Annotated in this window: 26 protein-coding genes and 2 riboswitches; of the genes, 13 read left to right on the forward strand and 13 right to left on the reverse strand. The window is 64.9% G+C overall.

What is annotated here, in order from left to right; genetic code table 11:
- Positions 1–75 precede the first annotated feature (75 nt).
- The gene (locus AC1D09_RS05860; protein ID WP_477660852.1) at positions 76–1065 is read right to left on the reverse strand and encodes an LLM class flavin-dependent oxidoreductase; all 990 of its coding nucleotides are present in this window, start codon (positions 1063–1065) and stop codon (positions 76–78) included.
- A 92-nt stretch (positions 1066–1157) separates the two neighbouring features.
- Here AC1D09_RS05860 and AC1D09_RS05865 point away from each other — a divergent pair, with 92 nt between their 5' ends.
- Complete coding sequence (locus tag AC1D09_RS05865) at positions 1158–2027, forward strand: alpha/beta fold hydrolase (protein WP_477660853.1); 870 nt, start codon at positions 1158–1160, stop codon at positions 2025–2027.
- Positions 2028–2030: 3 nt separating this feature from the next.
- On the opposite strand, the gene AC1D09_RS05870 is transcribed toward AC1D09_RS05865, so the two are convergent.
- Positions 2031–2441 carry an FKBP-type peptidyl-prolyl cis-trans isomerase gene (locus AC1D09_RS05870; protein WP_036839335.1) on the reverse strand — a complete coding sequence of 137 codons (411 nt, stop codon included), beginning with the start codon at positions 2439–2441 and terminating at the stop codon, positions 2031–2033.
- A 147-nt stretch (positions 2442–2588) separates the two neighbouring features.
- On the opposite strand from AC1D09_RS05870, the gene sorA reads away from it, so the two are divergent.
- The 11 genes from sorA (at position 2589) to AC1D09_RS05925 (ending at position 13572) form a co-directional block, all read left to right on the forward strand.
- The gene (gene sorA / locus AC1D09_RS05875; RefSeq protein WP_477660854.1) at positions 2589–3815 is read left to right on the forward strand and encodes a SorA family sulfite dehydrogenase catalytic subunit; all 1227 of its coding nucleotides are present in this window, start codon (positions 2589–2591) and stop codon (positions 3813–3815) included.
- Positions 3816–3824: 9 nt separating this feature from the next.
- The gene (gene sorB, locus AC1D09_RS05880) at positions 3825–4478 is read left to right on the forward strand and encodes a SorB family sulfite dehydrogenase c-type cytochrome subunit (protein ID WP_477660855.1); all 654 of its coding nucleotides are present in this window, start codon (positions 3825–3827) and stop codon (positions 4476–4478) included.
- A 130-nt stretch (positions 4479–4608) separates the two neighbouring features.
- Complete coding sequence (locus tag AC1D09_RS05885; RefSeq protein WP_477660856.1) at positions 4609–5316, forward strand: FadR/GntR family transcriptional regulator; 708 nt, start codon at positions 4609–4611, stop codon at positions 5314–5316.
- A gap of 225 nt (positions 5317–5541) precedes the next feature.
- Positions 5542–7101, forward strand: coding sequence for a sugar ABC transporter ATP-binding protein (locus tag AC1D09_RS05890; protein ID WP_477660857.1), 1560 nt, complete (start codon positions 5542–5544; stop codon positions 7099–7101).
- A 39-nt stretch (positions 7102–7140) separates the two neighbouring features.
- Positions 7141–8124 carry an ABC transporter permease gene (locus AC1D09_RS05895; RefSeq protein ID WP_477660858.1) on the forward strand — a complete coding sequence of 328 codons (984 nt, stop codon included), beginning with the start codon at positions 7141–7143 and terminating at the stop codon, positions 8122–8124.
- 65 nt (positions 8125–8189) lie between these two features.
- Positions 8190–9134 (forward strand): substrate-binding domain-containing protein, encoded by a 945-nt coding sequence (locus AC1D09_RS05900; RefSeq protein ID WP_477660859.1) that lies wholly within the window; start codon positions 8190–8192, stop codon positions 9132–9134.
- A gap of 102 nt (positions 9135–9236) precedes the next feature.
- Positions 9237–10073, forward strand: a complete 837-nt coding sequence (locus AC1D09_RS05905) for an amidohydrolase family protein (RefSeq protein ID WP_477660860.1) — start codon at positions 9237–9239, stop codon at positions 10071–10073.
- 18 nt (positions 10074–10091) lie between these two features.
- Positions 10092–10421, forward strand: coding sequence for an L-rhamnose mutarotase (locus tag AC1D09_RS05910; RefSeq protein ID WP_477660861.1), 330 nt, complete (start codon positions 10092–10094; stop codon positions 10419–10421).
- Positions 10422–10449: 28 nt separating this feature from the next.
- Positions 10450–11460, forward strand: a complete 1011-nt coding sequence (locus AC1D09_RS05915; protein ID WP_477660862.1) for a zinc-binding alcohol dehydrogenase family protein — start codon at positions 10450–10452, stop codon at positions 11458–11460.
- A 13-nt stretch (positions 11461–11473) separates the two neighbouring features.
- Positions 11474–12613: a mannitol dehydrogenase family protein gene (locus AC1D09_RS05920; protein ID WP_477660863.1), complete on the forward strand. Its 1140-nt coding sequence runs from the start codon at positions 11474–11476 to the stop codon at positions 12611–12613.
- Positions 12614–12774: 161 nt separating this feature from the next.
- Positions 12775–13572: a transglutaminase-like domain-containing protein gene (locus AC1D09_RS05925; protein WP_477700972.1), complete on the forward strand. Its 798-nt coding sequence runs from the start codon at positions 12775–12777 to the stop codon at positions 13570–13572.
- A 17-nt stretch (positions 13573–13589) separates the two neighbouring features.
- Here the strand turns inward: AC1D09_RS05925 and AC1D09_RS05930 are convergent, their stop codons facing one another.
- From AC1D09_RS05930 to AC1D09_RS05975, 10 genes are all read right to left on the reverse strand, one after another.
- Positions 13590–14345: a sulfite exporter TauE/SafE family protein gene (locus AC1D09_RS05930; RefSeq protein WP_477660865.1), complete on the reverse strand. Its 756-nt coding sequence runs from the start codon at positions 14343–14345 to the stop codon at positions 13590–13592.
- 1 nt (position 14346) lies between these two features.
- The gene (gene gcvP, locus AC1D09_RS05935) at positions 14347–17241 is read right to left on the reverse strand and encodes an aminomethyl-transferring glycine dehydrogenase (protein WP_477660866.1); all 2895 of its coding nucleotides are present in this window, start codon (positions 17239–17241) and stop codon (positions 14347–14349) included.
- 55 nt (positions 17242–17296) lie between these two features.
- Positions 17297–17662, reverse strand: a complete 366-nt coding sequence (gene gcvH / locus AC1D09_RS05940) for a glycine cleavage system protein GcvH (RefSeq protein ID WP_007868705.1) — start codon at positions 17660–17662, stop codon at positions 17297–17299.
- Between the two features lie 49 nt (positions 17663–17711).
- Positions 17712–18872: a glycine cleavage system aminomethyltransferase GcvT gene (gene gcvT, locus AC1D09_RS05945; protein WP_477660867.1), complete on the reverse strand. Its 1161-nt coding sequence runs from the start codon at positions 18870–18872 to the stop codon at positions 17712–17714.
- A gap of 41 nt (positions 18873–18913) precedes the next feature.
- A riboswitch (glycine riboswitch) is annotated at positions 18914–19015 on the reverse strand.
- A gap of 19 nt (positions 19016–19034) precedes the next feature.
- Positions 19035–19140: riboswitch (glycine riboswitch) on the reverse strand.
- A gap of 6 nt (positions 19141–19146) precedes the next feature.
- Positions 19147–19710, reverse strand: coding sequence for a hypothetical protein (locus AC1D09_RS05950; protein ID WP_477660868.1), 564 nt, complete (start codon positions 19708–19710; stop codon positions 19147–19149).
- 75 nt (positions 19711–19785) lie between these two features.
- Positions 19786–21063, reverse strand: a complete 1278-nt coding sequence (locus tag AC1D09_RS05955) for a TRAP transporter large permease (RefSeq protein WP_477660869.1) — start codon at positions 21061–21063, stop codon at positions 19786–19788.
- Positions 21060–21554 carry a TRAP transporter small permease gene (locus tag AC1D09_RS05960; protein WP_477660870.1) on the reverse strand — a complete coding sequence of 165 codons (495 nt, stop codon included), beginning with the start codon at positions 21552–21554 and terminating at the stop codon, positions 21060–21062. Before AC1D09_RS05960 ends, AC1D09_RS05955 begins: the two co-directional genes overlap by 4 nt.
- 118 nt (positions 21555–21672) lie before the next feature.
- Entirely contained in the window at positions 21673–22644 is a 972-nt protein-coding gene (locus AC1D09_RS05965; RefSeq protein ID WP_477660871.1) for a TRAP transporter substrate-binding protein, read from the reverse strand.
- A gap of 73 nt (positions 22645–22717) precedes the next feature.
- Complete coding sequence (gene denD, locus AC1D09_RS05970) at positions 22718–23737, reverse strand: D-erythronate dehydrogenase (protein WP_477660872.1); 1020 nt, start codon at positions 23735–23737, stop codon at positions 22718–22720.
- Positions 23738–23787: 50 nt separating this feature from the next.
- On the reverse strand, positions 23788–24285 hold the full coding sequence (locus tag AC1D09_RS05975; protein ID WP_477660873.1) for a hypothetical protein: 498 nt from the start codon (positions 24283–24285) through the stop codon (positions 23788–23790).
- A gap of 411 nt (positions 24286–24696) precedes the next feature.
- On the opposite strand from AC1D09_RS05975, the gene AC1D09_RS05980 reads away from it, so the two are divergent.
- The gene (locus tag AC1D09_RS05980) at positions 24697–25185 is read left to right on the forward strand and encodes a hypothetical protein (RefSeq protein WP_477660874.1); all 489 of its coding nucleotides are present in this window, start codon (positions 24697–24699) and stop codon (positions 25183–25185) included.
- Positions 25186–25376: 191 nt separating this feature from the next.
- Here AC1D09_RS05980 and AC1D09_RS05985 read toward each other — a convergent pair whose 3' ends face one another.
- Positions 25377–26675, reverse strand: coding sequence for a TAXI family TRAP transporter solute-binding subunit (locus AC1D09_RS05985; RefSeq protein WP_477660875.1), 1299 nt, complete (start codon positions 26673–26675; stop codon positions 25377–25379).
- Between the last annotated feature and the right edge of the window lie 3 nt (positions 26676–26678).

Below are 26678 nucleotides of genomic sequence, written 5' to 3' on the forward strand. Positions count from 1 at the left end.
CAATGAAATTGGGTCCAAGTAGCTATAAAAACAATAGCGATTTGCCTTGATGGGCACTGCGGCGGGCGTGAAGGCCTAAAGCCTGTCCCGCACCTGCGCGGTGATCTCCAGCGAGCGCCGGGCAACCGCCGGGTCGTAAATATGTGTGGTCACCATCAACTCATCCGCCTGGGTCTCGGCGATAAAAGAACGCAAACCCTCCTGGACAGTGGCCGGAGACCCCGCCACCGCATATTTCAACATCCGCTGCGCCCCCACCCGCTCGGCCGGCGACCAGTAGGCGTCAATGTCATCGATGGGCGGCGGCATGGGGCCGGGGGTGCCGCGCAACAGGTTGGTCATGGCCTGCTGGACCGAGGTGAGCTGGTAGCGCGCTGCTTCGTCGCTGTCGGCGGCCACTACATTGGCGGCGACCATGGCGTAGGGCTTGTCCAGCTGCGCCGAGGGTTCGAAGCGGTTACGGTAGGTCTCGAGGGCCTGCATCAACATGTCTGGCGCGAAGTGCGAGGCAAAGGCAAAGGGCAGGCCCAGCGCGGCGGCCAGCTGGGCGCCGAAGAGGCTGGAGCCGAGTATCCAGAGCGGCACCTTCAGGCCGGCGCCCGGCACGGCGCGGATCCTCTGGCCGGGCTCTATGTCTTCAAAGTAGTAGCGCAGTTCCTGCACGTCCTGAGGAAAGGTGTCGGCATTGTTCTGGTGGTCGCGGCGCAGAGCGCGGGCGGTCAGCTGGTCGGTGCCGGGCGCGCGGCCCAGGCCCAAATCAATGCGGCCGGGATAGAGCGAAGCCAGCGTGCCGAACTGCTCGGCGATCACCAATGGCGAATGGTTGGGCAGCATCACACCGCCCGATCCCACGCGGATCGTGCTGGTGCCGCCGGCCACATGGCCTATCACCACCGCGGTGGCGGCGCTCGCGATGCCGGGGTTGTTGTGGTGCTCGGCCAGCCAGAAGCGCTTGAAGCCCAGCTGCTCGGCATGCCGGGCCAGGGCCAGTGTGTTGCGAAAAGCGTCGGCGGCGGTGGCGCCTTTGACGATGGGGGACAGGTCAAGGACTGAAAAGGGAATCATGAAAATCTGGGGGGGCGCCTCGTGAGTGAAGCGCGACGGGCCAGTTTAGGAGCTTCGCGATGGCCGCACGGGTGGCAGGGTATAAACCCTGCATGAGCGATCTCCCGGACATTCATTTACCTCATGAGGCGCACGCGCTGCTGCGCACGGCCAGCCGTTTTGAAACCCCTTGCGGCGACGGGGCCATGGTCTGGCACAGCTGGGGCCATGCCACGCGCCGGCCCGGGCTCGCGCCGCTGGTGCTCCTGCATGGCGGCAGCGGCAGCTGGATGCACTGGCTGCGCAACATCCCCGCGCTGGCCGCGTCGGGCCGCTGGCTGCTGGTGCCCGACTTGCCCGGCTTTGGCGATTCAGCGGCGCCGCCGCGCGGCACCGATGCCGACGTATTGCCCGAGCCGGTGGAGCAGGGGCTGGCCATGCTGGTGGGCGATGCGGCCTGCGACCTGGTGGGGTTTTCGTTTGGCGGCATGGTGGCCGGCTTCCTGGCCGCGCGCTTCCCGGCCCGGGCCGCGCGTGTGGTGCTGGTGGGCGCGCCCGGCCTCGGCGTGGCGCCGGAAAAAGCCATTCGCCTGCGCGCCTGGCGGCACCTGCCCGATGCGGCCGAGCGCGACGCGATACACCGGCACAACCTCGCGGCACTGATGCTGCACCACGAAGAAGCCATCGATGAACTGGCCCTGCGCCTGCACATCGCCAATGTGCTGCGCGACCGCATGAAGGGCCGCAGCCTGGCGCGCACCGATGCGCTGGCACAGTCGCTGGCGCGGCTGCGCTGCCCGGTGTGGGCGATTTATGGGCGTGAGGATGCGCTGTACCGCGGCAAACTGGATGCGCTGCGGGAGGCCCTGGCGCGGGCCGCGGATTTCAGGGGCCTGGCGCTGGTGGTGGACGCCGGCCACTGGCTGCAGTTTGAGCGGGCCGCTGCTTTCGACAAAGCACTGCTGGCCGCGCTGGATGCCTAGCGCTTATTTTTCGATCGCGAGCAGCTCGATGTCGAAGGTCAGCGTGGCATTGGGCGGCACCACGCCGCCGGCACCGCGCTCGCCATACGCCGTGGCGGGCGGGCAGGTCAGCGTGGCCTTGCCGCCGACCTTGATTTTTTGCACGCCTTCGGTCCAGCAGGGCACAACACGGTTCAGCGGAAAGCTGGCGGGCGCGCCGCGTTTGTAGGAGCTGTCGAATTCCTTGCCGTCGGCCAGCGTGCCGCGGTAGTGCACCTTGACGGTATCAGTCGCCTTGGGCTGCGGGCCTGTGCCGTCGGCCGTGTGCACGACCTTGACGCCGCTGGGCAGGGTTTCGGCCGGGGCGGCGGCAAGGGCGGCGGTGGACACCGCGAAAGAGGCGAGGCAGGCCAGTGCGGCGGTCAATGTTTTCATGGGAATCATGGCTTTCATGGTTTTCACGGATAAGGGGACTGCGGGGAGTGCTGCGCGGATTATCGCCGCGGCGCCGGCTGGCCTATCATGGGCGTGTCGGCAGCCGCCCCTGCGGCAGACCTTGAATCCCACCAGGAGGATGCGCCCATGAACCATCGCGATGAGCACGATGCCCGCAGGCGAGCTTTTTTGCAGCGCGCCGGCCTTGGGGCCGCGGCCATGGGGTCTTTGCCGCTCCAGGCCTTTGCGGCCGGGCATGAAACGCTGCCCTTCGGCAATGGCGAGCGCGAGCTGGTGACCTACCCGGGCAAGCGCCCGCTGCTGCGCGTGACCACGCGGCCGCCGCACCTGGAAACACCGTTCAGCGCCTTCGGTGAAGGGGTGATCACGCCCAACAATGCCTTCTTCGTGCGCTACCACCTGGCCAACATCCCCAAACGCATAGATGCCGCGGCTTACCGGCTGCGCGTGGGCGGCCATGTCAAACAGTCGCTGTCACTGTCGCTGGCCGAACTCAAGGCCCTGGCCGCGCCGGTCGAGGTGGTGGCCGTCAACCAGTGCTCGGGCAACAGCCGCGGCTTTTTTGAGCCGCGCGTCTTCGGCGCCCAGCTGGGCAACGGCTCCATGGGCAATGCGCGCTGGGTGGGTGTGCCGCTGCGCGCCGTGCTCGAAAAAGCCGGCGTGTTGCCCGGCGCCAAGGAGGTGGCGTTCAACGGCCTGGACACGCCGGTGCTGCCCAGGACGCCGGACTTCATCAAGGCCCTGAACATAGACCTGGCGCTCAGCGCCGAGCCCATCGTGGCCTGGTCCATGAACGGCGCCGACATTCCTTTCCTGAACGGCTACCCGATCAAGCTCATCGTGCCCGGTTATTTCGGCACCTACTGGGTCAAGCACCTGAGCGAGATCGTCGTGATGGACCACGGCTTTGACGGTTTTTTCATGTCCACGGCCTACCGCGTGCCCGACAACGCCTGCCAGTGTGTGCCGGCCGGCACGGCGCCCACGGCGACGCGGCCCATCACCACGCTGCCGGTGCGCTCCTTCATCACCAGCGTGGCGGGCGGTGCGCGCGTGCCGGCGGGCAAGCCGCTGCAGCTCAAGGGCATTGCTTTTGACGGCGGTAGCGGCATACGCAAGGTCGAAGTGTCGGAAGACGGGCAGCGGTGGCGCGAGGCGGCGCTGGGCAAGGACCTGGGGCGTTTTTCGTTCCGCGAATGGAGTTTTGGCATGGCAGCGCCGCGCAAGGGCGAACTCAGGCTCATGGTGCGCGCCACCAATATGCAGGGCGATGTGCAGCCCGCCGCGGCCAGCTGGAATCCGGGCGGTTATGCGCGCAACGTCGTTGAAACCACGCGCCTGCTGGCGGTCTAGGAGATCGCCATGAACATTCTCAACTTGATTGCCGTGCGTGCCCTGTCCGCAGCCGCTTTGGCCCTGGGCTGCGGCGCCGTATGGGCGCAAGCCGTGCAGAGCGTGACCCTGCCGCTGGAAACCGCCAGGCTCAAGCCTTCCAAGCTGGCCGGTTACCAGCTCGCGCTGCAGAAATGCGGCATCTGCCATTCGGCCGATTACATCAGCCAGCAACCGCCGGCCATGACGGCCGCGCAGTGGACCGCCGAGGTGCGCAAGATGGAGCATGCCTATGCCGCGCCGCTCAGCGACGGCGACGTGGCACAGATCGGCGAATACCTGGCCGTGACCTATGGCGGCGCCAAACCCACGCTGGGGCCGGTGGGGGCGGCAACGCCGGCTCCTGCCGCAGCTCCCGGCACCCCGGCCGCGGCCGTCGATGTACAGGCCGTGCTCAAGGCCAATGCCTGCCTGGGCTGCCATGCGGTGGCGCAGAAAATCGTCGGGCCGGCCTACCACGACGTCGCGGCCCGGTACAAAAGCGACCCACAGGCCCAGGCCAGGCTGGAAGCCAGCATCAAGGCCGGTGGTTCGGGCAAATGGGGGCCGGTGGTGATGCCGCCGTTTGCCAACCTGAGCCCGCAGGAGCTCAAGGCCCTGGCGGCCTTTGTGCTGAAACAATAGGCCTGCTTTGGCTCCAAAGCCCTAAAATTGGTAAGGCCAAAGTGCCTGGAATTGAATTGGCCTTACCTTTCGGGCCATCACCCATGGCAAAACCCGCCGTCGCATAAACTGCACGTCACGCAGAGGACTCATGCTGGACCAACTCAAACAGGTCGACAACCGTCGGCTCTATCAACAAATCGCCGACCAGATTCGCGCCTTCATTGACAAGGGCAACTACGCCGCGGGTGCGCGGCTGCCGCCGGAGCGCGATCTGGCCCAGCAGCTGGGCGTCTCGCGCCCCTCGGTGCGAGAGGCGCTGATAGCGCTGGAAATCGAGGGCAGCGTGGAAGTGCGCATGGGCGCCGGCGTGTATGTCTGCAGCGCGGCCCAGCGCAAGCCGCAGGCCCTGGCCGCCATGGGTGAAAGCCCGATCGAGCTGATGCAGGCGCGCGCCGCCGTCGAGGGAACCGTCGTGCTGCAGGCCTGCGCCAAAGCCACGCCCGAAGCACTGTCGGCGCTGCGCCAGATTCTGGACAACATGCTGTCCGCCATGGCGCAAAACCGCTCGCCCCTGGCCTTTGACCGGCAGTTTCACCAGACGATTGCGGCCATGACAGGCAACTCCGTACTGGAGCGGCTGGTAGGCGAGTTATTCGACGAGCGCCACAGCCCGATTGCCGCGCGCCTGAGCGCGCATTCCGAATCCGGCCAAAGCTGGGCCACTGCACTGCAGGAGCACGAGGCTATCTTGCGCGCCCTGGAGAGTCGCGACGTACTGGCCGCGCAGACCGCCATGCGCGCGCACCTGCAGGCCTCCGAGCAGCGCTGGGTCGAGAGCCGCCGCGAATGGTCATGAGCCAGGCTCCGCGCCCTTAAGCTCCCTTGGTCAGGCCTGTGCAATTGCGCAGGCTTTTTTTCGTCTTTTCACACCGGTTGTGACCCTGAGGCCACGGGTAAGCACCAATACACACGCACCCCTTGGTAAGGCCAAATACGCCAAATTGTGTCAGGTGGCCTTACCAATTTGCAGAGCTGCAAATTCATTCCTTCCGTCCCCCTGATCCGCCCAGAGGAGTTCGCATTGCTGTCATCCGTGCCCGATCCCGTCCGTCCCGAGGCACCCAGCCCCGCCGAGGCTGGCGTGCTGTTGCGCCTGGAAGGGATTACCAAACGCTTCCCAGGGGTGCTGGCACTGGACGGCGTGAGCTTTGAGGTGCGAAGTGGCGAGGTCCACGCGGTGTGCGGCGAAAACGGCGCAGGCAAATCGACGCTGATGAAGGTGATCAGCGGCCAGTACCAGCCCGATGCGGGGGCCCTGCACTACCGCGGCGAGGTCCGCCAGTTCCAATCCCCCGCCGAATCCGAGGCTGTCGGCATAGCCATCATTCACCAGGAACTGAACCTGGCGCCGCACCTCACGGTGGCCGAAAACATTTACTTGGCCCGCGAACCACGCAAAGGCTGGCTGATTGACCGGGCGGCGCTGCGCCGCCAGGCACAGCAGTGCCTGGACCGGCTGGGACTGGACATCGCACCGGACGCGCTGGTCAAAACCCTGTCGGTGGCCCAGCAGCAGATGGTGGAAATTGCCAAGGCGCTGTCGCTCAACGCCCAGGTGCTCATCATGGACGAGCCCACGTCCTCCCTCACGGAGTCGGAGACCGAGACGCTGTTTGCCATCATCCACGAGCTCAAGCGCACGGGGGTGGGTATTGTCTACATCTCCCACCGCCTCGACGAGCTGGCGCTCATCGTGGACCGGGTCACCGTCTTGCGCGACGGGCGCTACGTGTCCACCGAACAGCTGGCCGACACCAGCGTGGAAGAGATCGTGGCCAAGATGGTGGGGCGCCCGCTGGACGATGTATTCCCCAAGAGAACATCCGTGCCCACCAGTGAGGTGTTGTTGCGCGTGCAGGGCCTGACGCGCCAAGGCGTGTTTCACGACGTGAACTTTGAGCTGCGCCGCGGCGAAATCCTGGGCTTTGCGGGGCTCATGGGGGCTGGCCGCACCGAAGTGGCCCGCGCCATTTTTGGTGCCGACCCCATCGACGCCGGCGAGGTGTTTCTGGGCGGGCAGCGCCTGGCCATTCGCTCGCCGCGGGATGCCGTGCGCCAGGGGCTGGCCTACCTGTCGGAGGACCGCAAGCACGACGGGCTGGCATTGAAGATGACCGTGGCACAGAACATCACGCTGGCCCATATGGAGGCCGTGTCCAACCGTGCGGGCATGATCCAGTTTGCCAAAGAGCAGGATGCCGCACGCCACTACATCGGCGCGCTCGACATCCGCACGCCCGGCAGCAGCCAGATCGTGCGCCTGCTCTCGGGCGGCAACCAGCAAAAACTCGTGATCAGCAAATGGCTGTTCCGTGAATCACGCGTGCTGTTCTTTGACGAACCCACACGCGGCATTGATGTGGGCGCCAAGTACGCGATCTACCAGTTGCTGGACCAGCTCGCCGGCCAGGGTATCGGCGTCGTGTTGATCAGCTCCGAGCTGCCCGAAATCATGGGGATGACCGACCGTGTCGCGGTCTTCCATGAAGGCCGCCTGGTCACCATACGCCCCACCCGCGAGACTCATCAGGAGGAAGTCATGCACTACGCCTCCGGCCGCAGCGTGCCCTCTGCCAACTGAGCAGCTGAGCCCTCCAAGACCCTTTCCCCGGACCCCACCATGACCGAACAACAACAAGACCTGTTTCAAAAATTTGCCGCGCTGGCCAGCCTGCTGGGACTCATCGCCATCTTCTCGTTCACCAGCAACGCCTTTTTCAGCGTGGGCAACGGCATGACCGTGGCGCTCCAGGTGACGTCCATTGCCTACCTCGGCATCGCGGCGACCTGCGTGATCATCACCGGCGGTATTGACCTCTCGGTAGGCGCCATCCTGGCGCTGGCCGGCGTCGTGGCGGCCATGCTGGTCAAGGCGGGCGCGCCCGTGCCGCTGGGCATGTTTGCCGGCCTGCTGGTCGGCGGGCTGTGCGGGCTGATCAACGGCCTGTGCGTGACGGTGCTCAAGCTGCCGCCCTTTATTGCCACCTTGGGAATGATGCTGGTGGCACGCGGCGTGGCCTTGCAGCTGACCGACGCCCGCGCGATCAGCGGCCTGGGCGACAGCTTTGCGGCACTGGGCAACGGAGCCTTGTTCCGCATCGTCAATATCGGTGCGGACGGTTTCCCTGACGTGGTGTTCGTCGGCATCCCCTATCCCGTGGTGCTCATGGTCGCGCTGGCGCTGGCCGTCTCCATCCTGCTGAACCGCGCCACGCTGGGGCGCCATCTGTACGCCATCGGCTCCAACCTGGAAGCCGCCCGGCTTTCGGGCGTGAACGTCAAGGGCGTGACGCTGTTTGCCTACGTGCTTTCCGGCCTGCTGGCCGGGCTGACCGGCTGCGTGCTGATGTCGCGCCTGGTCACGGCCCAGCCCAGTGAGGGCCTGATGTACGAACTGGATGCCATTGCCGCCGCGGTGATAGGCGGCACCTCGCTCACGGGCGGTGTGGGCACGGTGTCGGGAACCGTCATTGGCGCGTTCGTGATCGGCATCCTGCGCAACGGCTTGAACATGAGCGGCGTGTCCGCGTTCACCCAGCAAATTCTGATTGGCGTCGTCATCCTCCTGGCCGTCTGGATCGACCAGATGCGCCATCGCAAGTGATCCCTACCGGCAGGGCTTACCGGGACTTCGAGAGACAACCTCTACAACCACCCATGAGGAAAGAAATGAAAAAATTTATCCACACCCTGATCGCAGCCGCCCTGGTGGCTGCGTCGTCGATGGCCCTGGCCGCCGACAAGGAAATCGCCGTCATCGTGAAGACCGCCAACTCGGACTTCTGGCAAAACGTGAAAAAAGGCTCCAACGCTGCCGTGGGCAGCCTCAAGGGCTACACCGCCACCTTCCAGGGCGCGGCATCCGACACCGACCTGGCTGGGCAGGTATCCCTGGTGGAAAACGCCGTGAACCGCAAGGTCGCCGGCATTGTGCTGGCCCCTTCGGATCCGGATGCCCTGATCCCCGCCATCAAAAAGGCCTGGGAAGCCAAGATCCCTGTTGTGTTGATTGACTCCGCCGCCTCGGATTCCGGCAAGGCGTACTACCAGTCCTTCCTGGCCACCGACAACAAGGCGGCCGGGGAAATGTCCGCCAAGACGCTGATCGAGAAGATCGGTACCACCGGCAAGATTGCCATCATGTCCTACACCGCGGGTTCGGGTTCCGAAATCGGCCGCGTGGGAGGTTTCACCGACTACATCAAGAAGCACTCCAAGCTGCAGATCGTGGGCCCCTTCTACTCCAACTCGCAGATGGGTACCGCACTGAACCAGACCACCGACGTGCTGGCCGCCAATCCCGACCTCAAGGGCATTTTCGGTGCCAACGAACCCACCGCTATCGGCATGGGCCGCGCACTGGTTCAAGCGGGCAAAGCCGGCAAAGTGGTCGCCATCGGCTTTGACGGCAACTCCGACCTGCAAGGTTTTGTGAAAGACGGCACCATCGAGGCGATTGCCGTGCAAAGCGCCTTCGAGATGGGCAACCTGGGCGTAAAGACCGTGGCGGAAATTGTGGAAGGCAAAAAAGTGCCGGCCTTCCGCGACACCGGTGTGTTGATGGTCAACAAGAAAAACATCGACACGCCCGCCGCCAAGAACGTTCTCTACTGAACCACCCGAACCCAAGGATACCTCCGGCACCGGCTGCCGGAGGAGGGCCTATGCACACCACGGATTTGAAATACCTTTCCCGCCCAGCCTGAGGAAATCCCCATGCTGATCGACGCGCACCAGCATTTCTGGAACCTGGCGGACCGCGCCGGCCACTGGCCGCCGGCCACCCTGGCAGCCATCCATCGCGACTTTGGCCCCGCCGACTTGCGGCCTGAGCTGGAGCGATGCGAGGTGGGCGCTACCGTGCTGGTCCAGTCGCTGCCCACCGTCGCCGACACCCACTACCTGCTGGAGATAGCGCAGCGCAATCCCTTTGTGCTGGGTGTCGTGGGCTGGGTGGACCTGCTCGCCGCGGATGCCCCCGCACACATCGCAGCGCTGGCGCGTCACCCCAAGCTCAAGGGGCTGCGCCCCATGCTGCAGGACCTGCCCGATACCGATTGGATCACCCACCCCGCACTGGACCCGGCCCTGCACGCCATGCAAACCCAGGGGCTGGTATTCGACGCCCTGGTGCTGCCCCGGCATCTGCCGGCGCTGCAGGCCATGGCCCAGCGCCATCCCTCGCTGTCCATCGTCATCGACCACGCCGCCAAGCCTGAAATCGCCCTGGGGCGGCTGGAGCCCTGGCGCGCCCACATCGAGACGCTGGCTAGCCTGCCCCAGGTGCACTGCAAGCTGTCCGGGCTGCTCACCGAGGCCGGCGCCCATCCCACCGCGCAGGCCCTGGGCCCGTATGTGGACCATGTGCTGAAGGTCTTCGGCGTGCGCCGGCTGATCTGGGGCAGTGACTGGCCGGTACTGGAGCTGGCCTCCGACTACCCCGGCTGGCTGGCCATGGCCCGAGCCCTGTGCCGCGCCCACCCGGGCATGCACGACGCCGGCATGGCAGCCATCTTCGGCGGCAATGCGCGCAGCCTGTACCACCTTGACTGACATTTATACGGAGATTGCATGCAACGAATGGGATGGGTCATTGGCATCGACCCCCAACACATCGCCGAATACAAGCGCCTGCACGCGGCCGTCTGGCCCGCTGTGCTGCAGCGCATCCACCAGTCGCAGCTGCGCAACTACAGCATCTTTCTGCGGGAGCCGGAAAACCTGCTGTTCGGCTACTGGGAATACCACGGCCAGGACTTCGACGCGGACATGGCGGCTATCGCCGCCGATGCGCAAACGCAGCGTTGGTGGGCCCTGTGCGGCCCCTGCCAGCGCCCCCTTGAAACCCGCGGCCCGGGCGAGCACTGGGCCGCCATGGAATCCGTCTTCCACATCGACTAACACTCACCACTTCCACCCAAGGACATCTATGCTGACAGTCATTTGCGAAACTCCCGGCGTGCTGCGCACGGTCGACGCGGCCATGCCCATACGCAATGAAGGCGATGTGCTGCTGCGCATCCGCCGCGTGGGGGTGTGCGGAACCGATCTGCATATCTTCACCGGCACACAACCCTTCCTGGCCTATCCACGCGTCATGGGCCACGAAGTCGCGGGTACCGTGGAGGAAGCTCCGGCGGGCAGTTCCCTTCAGCCCGGCGACACGGTCTTTGTCATGCCTTACCTGTCGTGCGGCCGCTGTGTCGCCTGCCGCCAGGGCAAGACCAACTGCTGCGTCCACATCCAGGTGCTGGGCGTGCACCGCGACGGCGCCTTCACCGAGTATCTCAACGTACCCGCGCAGTTTGTGCGCAAGGCGGAGGGTGTCTCACTGGACCAGGCCGCCATGCTGGAATTCCTGGCCATTGGTGCCCACGCCGTGCGCCGCGCCGACGTGCAGCCCGGCCAGCGCGTGCTGGTGGTGGGGACCGGCCCCATCGGCATGGCCGTCCTGCTGTTCGCCGGCCTGCGTGGCGGCCAGGTCACGGCGCTGGATACGCGAAAGGAGAGGGTGGACTTCTGCAAACAACACCTGGGTGCGCATGCGGGTGTCTTGATCGCCGACAACGACGTGGACAAGCTGAGCGCACTGACGGACGGAGATTTTTACGATGTCGTTTTTGACGCCACGGGAAATGCGCGGGCCATGGAGCGCGGCTTCCAGTTCATTGCCCATGGCGGCAAGTATGTGTTGGTGTCGATCGTACGGGACAACATTAGCTTCGCCGATCCGGAGTTTCACAAACGCGAGGCTACGCTGCTGGGCAGCCGCAATGCCACCATGGAAGACTTCGAAACGGTGCTGGAGGCGATGCGCGGCGGCAAAATCCCCACCGCGGCACTCAATACCCACCGCATGGCCCTGGCCGATGTACCCGCCCAATTCGCCACCCTGCTGGATCCCACGCAGGGCGTGGTCAAGGCGCTGATCGAATGCTGACCGGAGCCTGCCCGTGAGCACGCCCATCCTCCAGTTCGGCACCGGGCGCTTTCTGCAGGCGCATGCGGACCTGTTTGTGTCCCAGGCCCTGGCCCAAGGCCAGGCGCTGGGCGGCATTTCCGTCGTGCAGAGCACGGACAGCCCGCAGAGCAGTGCACGCGCCGCGGCACTGGCACATGGCTACCGCGTCGAATTGCGCGGCATGCAACAGGGCCGGCGTATCGAGGAAACCGTGCAGGTGAACGCGGTGCAGGCCGTGTGGCATGCCCGCCGCGACTGGGCACAGTTGCGCGATGCCATGGCTACCACCGTGCAGGTCGTCATCTCCAACACGGCGGATATGGGCTATGCGCTGGACGACTCCGACACCGCGGCGCTGCTGCACAGCCCTACGACGGCGCCGCGCAGCTACCCGGCCAAGCTGGTGGCGCTTTTGCACCACCGCTGGCAGCAGCAGCCGCAGGCTCCCCTGACGCTGTACCCCTGCGAACTGGTCAGCCGCAACGGCGACACGCTGCGCAAGCTGGTAGCCACGCTGGCGCAGGGCTGGGGCCTTGCACCCGACTTCCTTCGCTACGTGCGGGAGCACTGCGTGTGGGTCAATTCACTGGTGGACCGCATCGTCTCGTCCCCGCTGGAACCCGCCGGCGCGGTCGCCGAGCCCTATGCGCTGTGGGCCATCGAGCGCCAGCCGCGCATGGTGCTTCCTTGCAGCCACCCGGCCATGGTGGTGACCGATGCTCTGGCCCCCTTCGAGCAGCGCAAGCTCTGGCTGCTGAACCTGGGGCACACGGTATTGGCCGAACGCTGGCAGCTGCTGGGCGGTGCCGCCGACATGACCGTGGTGCAGGCCATGCACACCCCGGCGCTGCGCGCCCTGCTGGAGGCCGCATGGGCCGACGAGGTGCTACCGGTATTTGACGCCGAGGGCTCAGGCACCGAGGCCCGCGCCTACCTGGTGGAGTTGCGCGACCGTCTGCTCAACCCGTTTCTGGAACACCGCCTGGCCGACATTGCCAAAGACCACGCGCACAAGAAGCAGCGCCGCCTGGCACCCGTGGTGGAGCGCGCCGTGGCGCTGCAACTGCCCATCGCACAGACCCAGCTGCGCAATGCGCTGGCCGATACCGGAGGCACCCCGTGCGCTCCTTGAAGCGCCGGCAGGCCACCCGCTTTTGATGGCATGCTGCGATGCAACATCCAGCGCCGCGGGCCCTGATGTCTGCCTTCTCCCCGAGGAAGAAGGAGCCAGACCCCCAGGGCCCTGGCGTGGAACCGAAATTCGCCGCAATTGCGCCTGCGGGGTTACCATGCGTGAACGATTCACTCCGTGGTGATCCCATGGTGGCACTTGCCGCACAATTCGATCCGCCGCGCCGACTGTATAAAAAAGTCAGCGACCGGCCGCAGGACTGGCTAGGCACGACGCCGCTGCTGGACCTGGACGACACCAAGCTGCGCCTGAAGGCTCGCGCGCTGGTGCAGCTGTGCCGCACCGACCGCGACAAGGCGCTGGCCATCTACCGCTTCGTCAAGCACCTGCCTTATACCAAGCGGGTCAAGCTGCAGTACCCGACGGCCCGCGACGTGCTCGAGGCGCGCGGAGGCGACGGCGACGACAAGGTGACCCTGCTGATCGCGCTGATGCGCTCCGCCGGCATCCCGGCGCGGGTGCGCTACATGGAGATGAACGGCGAAATGCTGCGCGGCCTGATCCCCAGGGCCACGCCGGCGGCGCGCCCGCTGGCGGAGTTCTGGCTGGGCCATTGGGTTCGCACAGACACCTTCATTTTTGATGCCGAATACGTGGCCGCCGCCCTTGAACACCTGAAAGCGAACGGCTGGGAATGCGGGTGGGGCATACACGTCAATGCCCAGCTTCTGTGGGACGGGAAGAACGACGCCTTCCTGGGCGGCAAGCCCAGCGAGCAGGACCCCATGATCAAGCGGCTTCTGTGCGTGGTGAGCGATCCACTGGAGCTGGTGTCTGCCGCCCTGGGGGGCAGCGGGCTGCGTTACCGCCGGTCGCTGCGGGCCTTGCACTGGAATATGCTGGCACCCACCATGATCAAAGCCATTCGTGAGCTGCGGGCCAGCTCCCGTTCTTCTTGAAATAGCGTTAACAGGCCCTAGCCGATTCGCCGCAATAACTCCGGCACCGATGAGACCAGCATGGCCAGGCCGGAGCAGGTCAGCAGGCTCAGCACCAGCCTGCGAAAGGCCAGGTCGCTGATGCCCGTGTAAAGCCGTCCGCCCAGCCAGGCGGGAATGAGCGCCGCGGGTGCCACGATGGCCAGCATGGGCAGCGTCTCGCGGCTGACCAGGCCGGCGGCGAAATAGCTGGCCATGGTGACGGTCAGCACCGCCAGGTTGAAGTTCTGGATGACGGCGCGCTGGGCAGCTTTCTCGTAGCCCCGCAGGGTGCACCACAGCGTCGGAATGACGCCGCTGAAACCACCCAGGGCACCCATGAAGCCGCCGGCAACGCCTGCCGCGCCGTCGGCGATGCGCCCTCCGTGGTGGATGCGCGGAAGCTTGCCCGAAAACAGCATGGCCGGGCACCATGCCGCCAGCAGCACGCCGAGGAACAGCTTGAACAGCTGGACATCAAGCCGGGGCAACAGCAGCAAGCCCAGTGGCAGCCCCAGCAGGCCGCCTGCCAGAAACGGCAGCAGGCGCTTCCAGTCGGTGTTGCGGCTGACCGTGAAGGCCGCCATGAGCTGGCCCGTCAGCCCGCCGAACACCGCCATCACAGCCGCCAGCTTCGGGTCTATGGCCCAGGCCCAGAACGACATGGCGACCAGGCTGAAGCCAAAGCCCGACAGGCCCTGGACAAAGCCCGCCGCCGCCGCGCCCGCGACGATCAGGACAATCTGCGCGTCCAACTCAGGCGTAATCGCTCACGGGCACGCAGCTGCAGAACAGGTTGCGGTCGCCGTAGACGTTGTCGACCCGGCCCACGGGCGGCCAGTACTTGGCCTGCTTGAGCGAGGCCAGCGGGAAGCCGCCGGTTTCGCGCGAGTAGGGCCTGTCCCAGTCGGCGCCCAGCAGGCTGGCCGCGGTATGCGGCGCATGCTTGAGCGGGTTGTTGTCCTGCGGCCATTGGCCGGCTTCGACTTTGCGGATCTCGTCGCGTATCGCGATCATCGCGTCAATGAAACGGTCCAGCTCGGCCAGGGTTTCGCTTTCGGTGGGCTCCACCATCAGCGTGCCGGGCACGGGAAAGCTCAGCGTGGGCGCATGGAAGCCGTAGTCCATCAGGCGCTTGGCCACGTCCTCGGCGCTGACGCCGCTGGTTTCTTTCAGCGGGCGCAGGTCCAGGATGCACTCGTGGGCCACATGGCCGTTTTCGCTGGCGTACAGCGTCGGGTAGTGGTCTTTGAGGCGCGAGCTGATGTAGTTGGCGCTCAGGATGGCGACCTCGGTCGCCTGTGTCAGGCCCTCGGGGCCCATCATGCGGCAGTACATCCAGCTGATGGGCAGCACCGCGGCATTGCCCAGGGGCGCCGCCGAGACGGCGCCCACGCCGTTGCCGGGAATGCCCGCCGTCGCATGGCCGGGCAGGTAGGGCACCAGGTCGGCCACCACGCAGACCGGGCCCACGCCCGGGCCGCCGCCGCCGTGCGGGATGCAGAAGGTCTTGTGCAGGTTCAGGTGGCTCACGTCGCCGCCGAACTCGCCGGGCGCGGCCACGCCGACCAGCGCGTTCATGTTGGCGCCGTCCACGTAGACGCGGCCGCCGTGGCTGTGCACCATGGCGCAGAGCTCTTTGACCTGGGTTTCAAACACGCCGTGCGTGCTCGGGTAGGTGATCATCACGCAGGCCAGCTTGTCGCTGTGCTGTTCGCATTTGGCCTGGAGGTCGGCCATGTCCACGTTGCCGCGCGCGTCGCAGGCGGTCACGACCACGCTCATGCCCACCATCTGCGCGCTGGCCGGGTTGGTGCCGTGGGCCGAGGATGGGATCAGGCAGATGTTGCGGTGGCCCTGGCCCTTGGCTTCATGGAAGGCCTTGATGGCCAGCAGGCCGGCGTACTCGCCCTGCGAGCCGGCGTTGGGCTGCAAGCTGATGCCGGCATAGCCGGTGGCCTGGCACAGCCAGTCGCGCAACTGCTTGTCGAGCTCGGCATAGCCTTGCAGCTGATCGGCGGGCGCGAAGGGATGGATGTTGGCGAACTCGGGCCAGGTGATGGGAATCATCTCGCTGGTCGCGTTGAGCTTCATGGTGCAGCTGCCCAGCGGGATCATGCTGCGGTCCAGCGCCAGGTCCTTGTCGCTGAGCATGCGGATGTAGCGCAGCATGCCGGTTTCGGAATGGTGGGTGTTGAACACCGGGTGCGCGAGGAAAGGCGTGGCGCGGCGCAGCTCGGCGGGGATCAGCGATTCCACGCCTTTTTCGAAGGCGCTCACCACGGGAATCGTCTGGCCGGGTTTGGCGAAGAAGGACCAGAGCAGTTCGATGTCCTTGCGGCTGGTGGTTTCGTCCAGCGACACGCCCAGGTGGTTGTTCAGGCGAAAGCGCAGGTTGGCGCCGGCCTGGCGCGCGCGATCGGCGATCGCGGTGGTCGCGTCGCCGGTCTTCACGGTCACGGAATCGAAGGCGCCGGTGTTGGTGATTTCGTAGCCCAGCTCCTGCAGGCCGCGCACAAAGACGGCGGTGTAGGCCGCCACGCGCTCGGCGATGCGCTTGAGGCCCTGCGGGCCGTGGTAGACGGCGTACATGCTGGCGATCACCGCCGGCAGCACCTGCGCGGTGCAGATGTTGGAAGTGGCTTTTTCGCGGCGTATGTGCTGCTCGCGCGTCTGCAGCGCCAGGCGGTAGGTCGGGTTGCCGTGGCTGTCGACGCTGACGCCGACCAGGCGGCCCGGCAGCGAGCGCTTGAACTCGTCGCGGCAGGCCAGGTAAGCGGCGTGCGGGCCGCCGTTGCCCATGGGCATGCCAAAGCGCTGGGTGTTGCCCAGCACAATGTCGGCGTCCCATTCGCCGGGCGGGGCGAGCAGCGTGAGCGCCAGCAGGTCGGCCGCGACGCACAGGGCCGCGCCGTCGACGTGGGCCTGGCCCGCGAGCGGGCGCAGGTCGTGGATGCTGCCGGTGGTGGCCGGGTACTGGGCCAGCACGCCGAAGTAGTCGCCCTCGGCCATCAGCTGCGGCACCGTGACGGCCGCCGTGCTGACCTTGACCGTGATGCCCAGCGGTTTGGCCCGGGTCTGTATCACTTCGATGGTTTGCGGATGGCAGTCGCCCGCCACGATGAAGACGTTGCTTTTGCTTTTGACGCTGCGCTTGGCCAGGGTCATGGCCTCGGCGGCGGCCGTGGCCTCGTCGAGCATGGAGGCGTTGGCAATCGGCATGCCGGTCAGGTCGCAGACCATGGTCTGGAAATTGATCAGCGCTTCCATGCGGCCCTGCGAGATCTCGGCCTGGTAGGGCGTGTAGGCGGTGTACCAGGCGGGGTTCTCGAGGATGTTGCGCAGGATCACGCCCGGCGTGTAGGTGCCGTAGTAGCCCTGGCCTATAAAGTTCTTGAACACCTTGTTCTTGGCCGCGATGGCCTTGAGCTGCTTGAGCGCGGCGGCCTCGGTGACCGGAGCCGGGATGGCCATGGGCGTGCTGCGCGCGATGGAGCGCGGAACAATGCCTTCGACCAGCTCGCGGCGCGAGGCCGAGCCCACGACGCCGAGCATGTGGACTTCGTCGGTTTCGTCGATGCCGATGTGGCGGGCGATGAATTCGGAAGGGTTTTCAAGGTCGCCCAGGGGCTTGGCGGTTTGCATCAACATGTCGGGTTCCGTGTCAGGCTTGGCAGCAGGAGTCAGAAAAAAGTCGGCCGGAAAATCAGGCGGCGAAGGCGGTGTAGCGGGTTTCGTCCATCAGTGCGTCAAGCTGCGAAGGGTCGGACAGCTTGATCTTGAAGAACCAGCCGGCGCCCATGGGGTCGCTGTTGGCCAGGGACGGGTCGTCCTTCAGCGCTTCGTTGATGGCGGTCACTTCGCCGCTCACGGGCATGTAGACGTCGGCGGCGGCTTTGACCGACTCGACCACGCCGGCGGTTTCCTTTTGCGCGAAGCTCGTGCCCACGGCGGGCAGGTCCACAAACACCACGTCGCCCAGCGCGTCCTGCGCATGCACGGTGATGCCGACGGTGGCGGTGTCGCCTTCAATCTTGAGCCATTCGTGGTCTTCGGTGTATTTGACGGTCATGAGAATCTCCGGAGGGTTGAGGGGTGGGGAAAGAAGGTTTTAGCCGCGCTTAACCACGGTAGTAGCGGGTGGGAACAAAAGGCATGGCCGCGACTTCCATGGGCACGGCCTTGCCGCGCACGATGGCGTTCACGCGTGTGCCCAGGGCGGCGAATTCGGGTTTCACATAGCCCATGGCCACCGGCTGGTTGATGGTCGGGCCCAGCAGGCCGCTGGTGACTTCGCCGATGCTTGTGCCGTCGGTGGCTTGCAGCTCTGTATGGTCGCGCACGGGAACGCGCTCCAGCGCCACCAGGCCCACGCGTTTGCGCGCCAGCGTGGCGGGGTCGGCCAGCTGGGCCAGGATTTTGTCCGCGCCGGGGAAACCGCCCGCGCGCGCACCGCCCGTGCGCCGCACTTTTTGCATGGCCCAGTTGAGGCTGGCTTCCACCGGCGTGGTCGTGGTGTCTATGTCGTTGCCGTAGAGGCACAGGCCCGCCTCCAGGCGCAGCGAGTTGCGCGCGCCCAAGCCTATGGGCTTGACCTCGGGCTGGGCGAGCAGCGCGCGCGCCAGCGCCTCGGCCTGCGAGCCATGGACGGAAATTTCAAAGCCGTCTTCACCGGTGTAGCCGCTGCGGGTGAGGAAACAGTCGCAGCCGGCCACCGTGAAGCGCCCGCCGGTCATGAACACCAGCTTTTCGACGCCGGGCGCAAGGCGCTGCAGCGCGGTGACCGCCTGCGGGCCTTGCAGCGCCAGCAGCGCCATCTCGGGCATGGGGATGACTTCGCAGCGAGAACCTATCTTTGCCTGGATGTGCGCGATGTCGCCGACCTTGCAGGCGCCGTTGACGATGACGAACAGGTCGCCGCCATGGGCGTAGTCGCGGTTGAAGAACATCAGGTCGTCGATGATGCCGCCCTCGTCATTGAGCAGCAGGCCGTAGCGCTGCTTGCCGGCGGGCAGGTCGATCACGTCGACCGGGATCAGCGATTCCAGCGCCGCCGCGGCGTCGGCGCCCACCAGGCGCAGCTGGCCCATATGGGACACATCAAAGAGGCCGGCGGCCTGGCGTGTGTGGTGGTGCTCGGCCATCAGGCCCGCGGGGTATTGCACCGGCATGGAGTAGCCCGCGAAAGGCACCATGCGCGCGCCCAGCTCCAGGTGCAGCGCGTGCAGCGGCGTTTTCAGCAGGCTTTCGGGGGCGGCGGAAGAGGTGGACGAATCGGACAAGGCATTCTCCGGGGAGGGGCAAACAGGTTCTGGATCCATGAGTTGCCCCTGCTGTCCACTTTACCTGAGAGATTCGCCCGGCGATGCGGGTTTGCTCCTTCGGTGGGCCGTCCTGGCGACGGCCTCTCTCCAGTAGGGAACGCCTTGCCGCGTGGTGCGCCGCAGGGCGGTTGCCAGTCCTTTTGCCTGAGCGTTCAGTGCACCAAAAGGGGGTGTACGTGCGCCTTCGGCGGTTTTCGCGGGGAAAACTCTCTCCTGACCCGGCAAGTGTAACTTAGGCCGCCTGGTGCTGCGGCAGCAGCATGGCGATGCGCTCGCTGATGGAGTCGGCGCGCTCGTGGCCCGCGATTTTCTCGATTTCCTCGATCATGTCGCGTGAGGCCGTGAGCATGCTTTCGCGGTCCTTGGCATTGCGCAGCGCTTCGCGAAAGCGCTCGGCCATGACCGGATCTCGCCGGGCGAACATGCGTTCGCAGATGTCGAACAGGAACATGCGCGTCGTAGCGAGCGAGCGCTTGCCTTCAAACTGGTCGGCCGACACCTGGATGGCCTGGGTGGTCTCGGGGCTGGGAAAGTTCTGCAACTGCGCGGGTGTGGGTGCCGGCGCGGGTGCGGGCGCTGCGGCCGATGTGGAGGTCTTGCCCGGATGCGCCTCCAGAAAGCCTTCGCGCAGCAGGCGCAGGGCAATGGCTTCGCCGTCACCGTCGAACAGCGGTCGGAAATCCTGGGCGGATTTGCTGCCGTCAGCCATCAGCAGCAGGGTGCGCTCGCGCTGGCCAAGCGTTCTCACGCCGGGCCTGAGCTCGGCGCGGGCGCGGTCGGTTTTGTGGAGCTGCATGGATTTCATCCTCAAATGAAAGCCTGAGCATCGGGCCCCCAGATGACAAGCGCGTGAAACCCCTGCCCGAAAAAGCTATTTGGCGTAGACCAGGTCGCGCAAGCCCAATGACAGCTGCGGTACGTAAGTGATCACCATCAGGCAGGCCAGGATGACCACTACAAAGGGAACCAGGTGGGTGACGATGCGGTCCAGCGATATCCTGGCGACGGTGCAGGCCGCGAACAGGTTCACGCCAAAAGGCGGTGTGATCATGCCCAGCGCGAGGTTGACCACCATCACCAGCCCGAAGTGCACCGGGTCTATGCCGAAATGCACCGCTACCGGGGCCAGGATGGGCGCCAGCACGATGATGGCGGCGCTGGTCTCGATGAACATGCCGATGACGAACAGCGCCGCGTTGACGCCCAGCAGGAAGAGGGCGGGCGACTGCAGCACGGCCTCCAGCCAATGGCCGATGGCATCCGGCACGCCGGCCCGGGTGATCAAAAAGGCGAACAGCCCGGCGTTGGCGATGATGAACATGATCACGGCGCTGGAGAGCACCGACTTGCGCAGGATGGCGTAGAGGTCGGTCAGCTTGATTTCGCGGTAGATCACGACGCCTACGACCAGTGCGTAGAACACCGCCACGGCGGACGCCTCGGTCGGCGTGAAAATCCCGCCGTAAATGCCGCCCAGGATGATCACGGGCATCAGCAGCGCCCAGCCTGCCTGCCAGGCCGCCTTACCGAAGCTCAGCCTGCCGTCGCCATCGTGCTTGCCCCAGCCCTTCCAGCGGCAGTACAGATGCACGAACAGCATGAGCGCGAAGCCGATCAGCAAGCCCGGGCCGAAGCCGGCGATAAAGAGCTCGCCGATGGAGACCTCGGCGCTGACGCCATAAAGAATCATGGGGATGGACGGCGGGATGATCACGCCCAGTTCCGCGCTGGTGGCCTGCAGGGCCGCGGCGTAGGCGGTGGGGTAGCCATGCTTGATGAGCGCCGGTATCAGGATGGCGCCTATGGCAAAGGTCGTGGCGACCGACGAGCCGGACACGGCCGCAAAAATCATGCAGGTCAGCACGCAGGTCATGGGCAGGCCGCCCTGGATGCCGCCCACGATGCTTTTGGCAAATTCGACCAGCCGGCGCGAGATGCCGCCGGTTTCCATCAGGTTGCCGGCCAGGATGAAGAAGGGGATGGCTGCCAGCGGAAACTTGTTGATGGAAGAAAACATCTCCTTGACGGAGATCAGCATGTTGGCGTTGGACGCCTGGATGCCGAAGATCGACGCCAGGCCTATGGACACGGCTACCGAAACGGTGAGCGCAAAGCACAGCACCATGGTGGAAATCATGACCGCGGTCATTGCGCCGTCTCCAGTTCGTTGCGCTGCGGATCGATCAGGTTGCCGATGAGGCCGATCACGCAGAACATGCCGCCGACCGGCATGGCCACATAGCCCCAGAACATCGAGACGGATTCCAGGCCCGCCATGGACTGCACGCGGCCGCGCAGTGAATAGTCCCAGCCCCACCAGACGATCACCGCGATCAACGCCAGGGCGGCCAGGCAGACCAGCCAGTCCAGCAGGCGCCGCACGCGCGGCGGGCTCCAGCGGTAGAGCACGTCCACGCTGACCATGGCACCTTGCCGGAAGGCCATGGGGATGCCCATGAACACCATCCAGATCAGGCTCAGGCGGATCAGGATTTCGCTCCACTCGGCGGGTTGCTCAAGGACGAAGCGCGTGACGATCTGGAACATCCCGAGCATCGCCGCGATGACGAGCATCAGGCAGGCCACCAGCATGGAAAAGCCGGTGGTCCATCGCTCAAGTTTGAGGAAAGCTTGTTTCATGAGAGGGCCGGTGGAGAGGGGAAGGTGGATGGAAAACGCCCGCCAGTACGATGCCTGCGGGCGTATTCAGCGACGCCGGCTGCGGCAAACCGTGGCAAAAACCGCAGCCTGCGCGCCCTTACTTGTAGTTGCGGATCGCGTCGATATTGGCCTTGCCGAACTGCTTCTCGAATTCGGCATTGACGGGCGCCAGCGTGGCCACGAACTTCGCTTTGTCGACGTTCTCGATCACGGTCATGCCCTTGGCGCGCAGGTCGGCCACGCCGTTGGCGTCGTCCTGGTCGACGCGGGCGCGGTTGGCTTTGGTCGCCTCCTTGGCCGCGTCGATGAAGGCCGTCTTGTCGGCGGCGCTGAGCTTGTCGAAGGAGGCCTTGTTCATCAGGAAAATGCAGGGCGAATACACATGGCCGGTCAGCGTCAGGTGCTTTTGCACCTGGTCGAACTTGGCGGACATGATCACGGACAGCGGGTTCTCCTGGCCGTCGACGGTGCCCTGCTGCAGCGCGGTGAACACTTCAGGGAAGGCCATGGGCGTGGTGATGATGCCCAGGCCCTTGTAGGCCGCGATGTGCACCGGGTTCTCCATGGTGCGCATCTTCAGCCCCTTCAGGTCTTCCGGCAGCTTCACATCGCGCTTGCTGTTGGTCATGTGGCGAAAGCCGTTCTCGGCCCAGGCCAGCGCCTTGAAGCCCTTGGCGTCGAATTTGGTCAGGAGATCCTGGCCGATGGGGCCGTCCAGCACGGCGCGCGCATGCGCCTTGTCGCGAAACAGGAAGGGCACGTCGAGGATTTTGGTCTCGGGCACAAAATTGGGCACCGGTCCGGTGGACGAGAAGGCCAGTTCCTGGGTGCCCAGTTGCACGGCCTCGATGGATTCGCGTTCGCCGCCCAGTGCGCCGTTATAGAAGGTCTGGATCTTGTAGCGGCCGGCCGTGCGTTTTTCGACTTCCCTGGCGAAGGTGTCGATGGCAACACCCTGGTGCGAGTTCTGGGCGGTGGAAATGCTGATGCGCATGGTGCTTTGCGCGCTCACCGATGCGATGAATCCCAGGCCCAAAGCCATGCCGACCAGCAGTTTTGAAATTTTCATGGTGTCTCCAAATAGTCGTTGTTCAGAAAAATTCGCGACGACGGCGTACAGCAAGCCGTATGCACACCTATTATTACGTCGGCTTCCGAGGGGGCGTGCGCGGGTTTTCGCTTAAGTACGCGGCGATGATGCTGTCAAAGTCCCTGTCGGGCAAGAGGCCCAAGGCGCGGGCCCGCGCCGTGTCTATGGTGGCCGGCCAGCTGGTCACGATGTTGGCGATGGCCGGGTCGGGTGTCCAGTCAATCATGGCCGCGGTTTGTTTGCCGGCCGCGCGTTCCAGCGCGGCGGCCATTTCGCCCACGGTGGTCTTGAGCGCCGGCAGGTTGACAGCCGTGCGCGCGCCCCATTCGGCATCGCCGGCCTCGGCCGCGCGCACCAGCCCTTCAATGGTTCGCGCGGGAGACGACAGGGCCACGGCGGTTTCGGGCGGCACCGGGCAGGCCGCGCGCAGGCCCGCCAGCGGCTCGCGGATCATGCCGCTCAAAAAGCTGGAAGCCGCGCCGTTGGGCTTGCCGGGCCGCACGCTGACCGTCATCAGCCGCACATTGCGCCCGCGGATGAAACCCTTGCGCGCATAGTCGGCCACCAGCTGCTCGCCGATGAATTTCTGGATGCCGTAGCTGTTCTGCGGCGTGGGCAGGGTGCGGTCGTCTATCACCGGCGGCAGGGGCTGCGCCGGTGAATTGCCGAACACCGCGAGCGAGCTCGCGAACACCACGGTGGGCGAGCTTCCCAGCTGGCGGCAGGCCTGCAGCAACGCACGCGTGGCGTCGACATTGCTGCGCATGCCGAGGTCGAAGTCGGCCTCGCATTCGCCGCTGACGGCTGCGGCCAGATGGAACACCAGCGCGTCTTCGGCGCGCACCACCTGCGAAGCGGCGCCGCTTGCTAGCAGTTCGTTCAGGTCGCCGACCACGGCGCGAATCCTCGAATCCGCCGTCAGCGCCGAGGGCGGTGCAATTCGATCGACCAGTGTGATGGTCTGGATGGTTTGTGGCGTACCACCCGCAAGGGACAGTTTTCCCTTTTCGAGCAGCTGCCTTGCCAGCCTGGCGCCCAGGAATCCGGCGCCGCCGGTGATGACGATATTCATTTGTGTTTTGTCTCCGTTATGACTGTTCTTGGTCTCCGCCACTCATGTTCCTAGTAGCGCACCACTTTTACGCGAAACTGCGTTCTGCCAGCGACGTTTGTAGCTTCCAGAACTTTTGCCTTGGTCCCTAGCTTGTTCGTCGTCGACACAAGAACATCGCAGTCGACCTTGCGCGTCTGGAACTCGATCGAATAGCTCTCGTCCTTCTCGGGCGTGAGTGGCAGGACAAATCCGCACGAGGTGAAGCCTCCGAAATTGCTCTCAATAGTACTTACCCAGAGGGTGTACTCCACGCCCTGGTCTAACTTGAACTCGCTGGAGAGCTTCTCGGGGGTGAGCGTGATCGCGCCCAGGCCAACTCCCTCAAGTTGAGGTTGCTTACCGAGAAAGACACGGACTAGTAGCTTGTCATCAGGGTACGCCGGATGCGGATGTAGGCCAGACGCCTTGACGAACACTTGGGAGTTCGAGTCGGAACGAGGACCGGGATATTGGGTCGCACATCCAGTAAGGATGACGAGGATCGGGATTAGGATTTTCTTCAGCATAGTCCTGCAAATAATAACGACGAAGGGTATTGTGCTTTGCGCTTCTACGGATCAGCATTTTTAGGTTGGGTCAGGCCGCCGCCTGGCTCCGGCAAGACGGCAGATCACGACGATCTCCAGCGGGGACCTGGAGCGGATTAGCTATAAGTGGAAAGCACTCACGGACTGCGCGGCTTGGCTGCAGTGGAAAGACAAGATGAGGCGCTGACTTGTGACAGTCCGCAGATCACTGTGGGTTTGCAAAGAACTTCGACGGCACCCACGTCCCCCCAAGTTAGGGGATAGTCATTGTGCAACTTCTAGGATGCAACGAGATATCTGGGCCGAAGTAATTGCTGGTTTCGTTTTCGCATGCGAAACTCGTAGCCTTAAATTCCACATCCGTTCATAACAAACACAGGGAGGAGCGAAATGAAAAGCAACTATGTGCCGATTGCCTTGATGTTGAGCCTGAATGCTCTTGCAGCTATAGCGGCACCCGAGTTGGTTGCTTGTGACCTCATGAATGCAACGGAAGCGGAGAGTGTGCTCGGCGAGAAACTTAAGCAGCACAACCCAAATCGCAATGTTCAGGTATACGAGGGGGACAAGATTTCCTCGTGCGTGTTTTTCGCAAACCGGAGCAGTCTGACTGTGCAGCTAGTGCAGGCGCCAAACGCAGCGATGGCGCAAAAGAAATTTTCTGAAGCCACAAAGAGTACTGCTGACATAACCTTTACCCTCGCGGCCGATATGGGTGAAAAAGCATATTGGTGGAATATCCAGAAGGAAGCGTACGGAGTAACGGTATTGAAAGGTGACCGAACTCTGATGATCACTACTCGCTGGGGTGATGGAAGTCCGGGTGATGTGAAGTCTCGTTTGGCAGGTTTTGCTAAGGCTGGAGCGCGAAAGCTTTAGCTTTCTCAGGGTTGATCGACGATCCATTTACCGCCGAACCAGTACACCTTGCTTTTCGCCGGCCTGTTTAGCGCCTTTGCGGCGGGCCCAAAAGAGGACGGCGAGCAAGTAGACAGGAGTAAGCACCACTAGGCCCGCAGGGCCGAGATCACCATCCGAAGGGGCGAAAATAAACATGGCAGTAACAGGCACTACCGCGACCTCAACTTGAGCAGACGGTCGCTCGCCGCCGCCAGGTGCTCGCGCAAGGTGTACCAGCGCTCGGAAAATTCATCGGGCAGGTCCAGCGACACCACCTGGCGTTCGATGTTGTCCAGCCGCTCCAGCAGCCGGCGCAGCGCCACGGGGTCGTCGGCGGAGACCTCATCGATCTCGCTTTCGAGGAATTTGAGGTCGCCGTAAAAATGGTTCAAAGCGGAGCTGATGCGCCAGTCGAACAGCCTGGGGATCCAGGCCAGCATCAGCAGCGCGATGCCCAGCAGCGGCAGGATGGCGTAGAAGACCAGCTCCGCGTACTGGGCCGTGCGGTAGGGCAGCAGGGTTTCCATCCAGGGGCGCGCGCCCAGGCTGTAGCCGCGCGCCGCGGCCGAGAGCGGGAAGTCGCTGCCGCGAAAACTCGGGAACTGGCCGTGGCGCTGCAAGAAGTTCGGTATCTCGTGGATTTCAATGGCGGCGTCCAGCAGGGCGCGCTGCAGGGCCGGGTGCACGTCCTGCCTCACCAGCAAATGGGTTTGCAGGCTCATCAGCGTGAGGTCTTTGGGCGGAATGTCGCCGCGCAGCTCGATCGCGCCCTGCGGCAGCAGCAGCGGCTGCAGGCGCGGGTTCTGGGCGGCCAGTGCGCCGGCGTGCTCGACGCCCAGCAGCTGGATGCCGCTGCTGCGCGTCAGCAGCTGCACGGCCTGCGAGTCGTCACCGGCGACATGAAACACCAGATCGACCTTGCCGTCGATCAGTGCATTGGCGGCCGCCACGCCGGCGCTGCTGTCGAACTGCACGTCCGCGGGCCGCACGCCGGCGTGCGCCAGCATCAGCATGGCCGCCATGAAGGAGGAGGACGAGGCCGGCCCCGCCGCGATGCGCAAGCCCCGGGCCTGCGCCAGCGACAAAGGCCCGCCCGTGGTGGAGAAAATCCACACCGGTTCCTGGGCTACCACGGCCAGCGCCTGCACCCCGGTGTCGGTACTGGCGTAAATGCCCTGGGCAAAACCTATGCTGGTGGCGTCGCCCGGCCGGCCCAGCCTGTCCAGCGAGCCTTTTTGTGTGTCCGAATACACCAGCTCGGCGCGCACGCCCATGCGCTCGAGCTGCTCGGCATAACGCTGTGCCAGCATGGAGTAGCCGTCCTGCGGCGAGCCCGCGCCTATGAGCACCTCGCTGGGCGGCAGCACTTTCCATTGGGTCGCCGACCACCACAGGGCCAGGGCCGTGCACAGCAGCACCGGCAGGTAGAACAGCCACCAGCGCCGGCGGTAAAGCAGCAGCAGTTTCATCGC

Source organism: Polaromonas sp. P1_A2 (assembly GCF_056406895.1).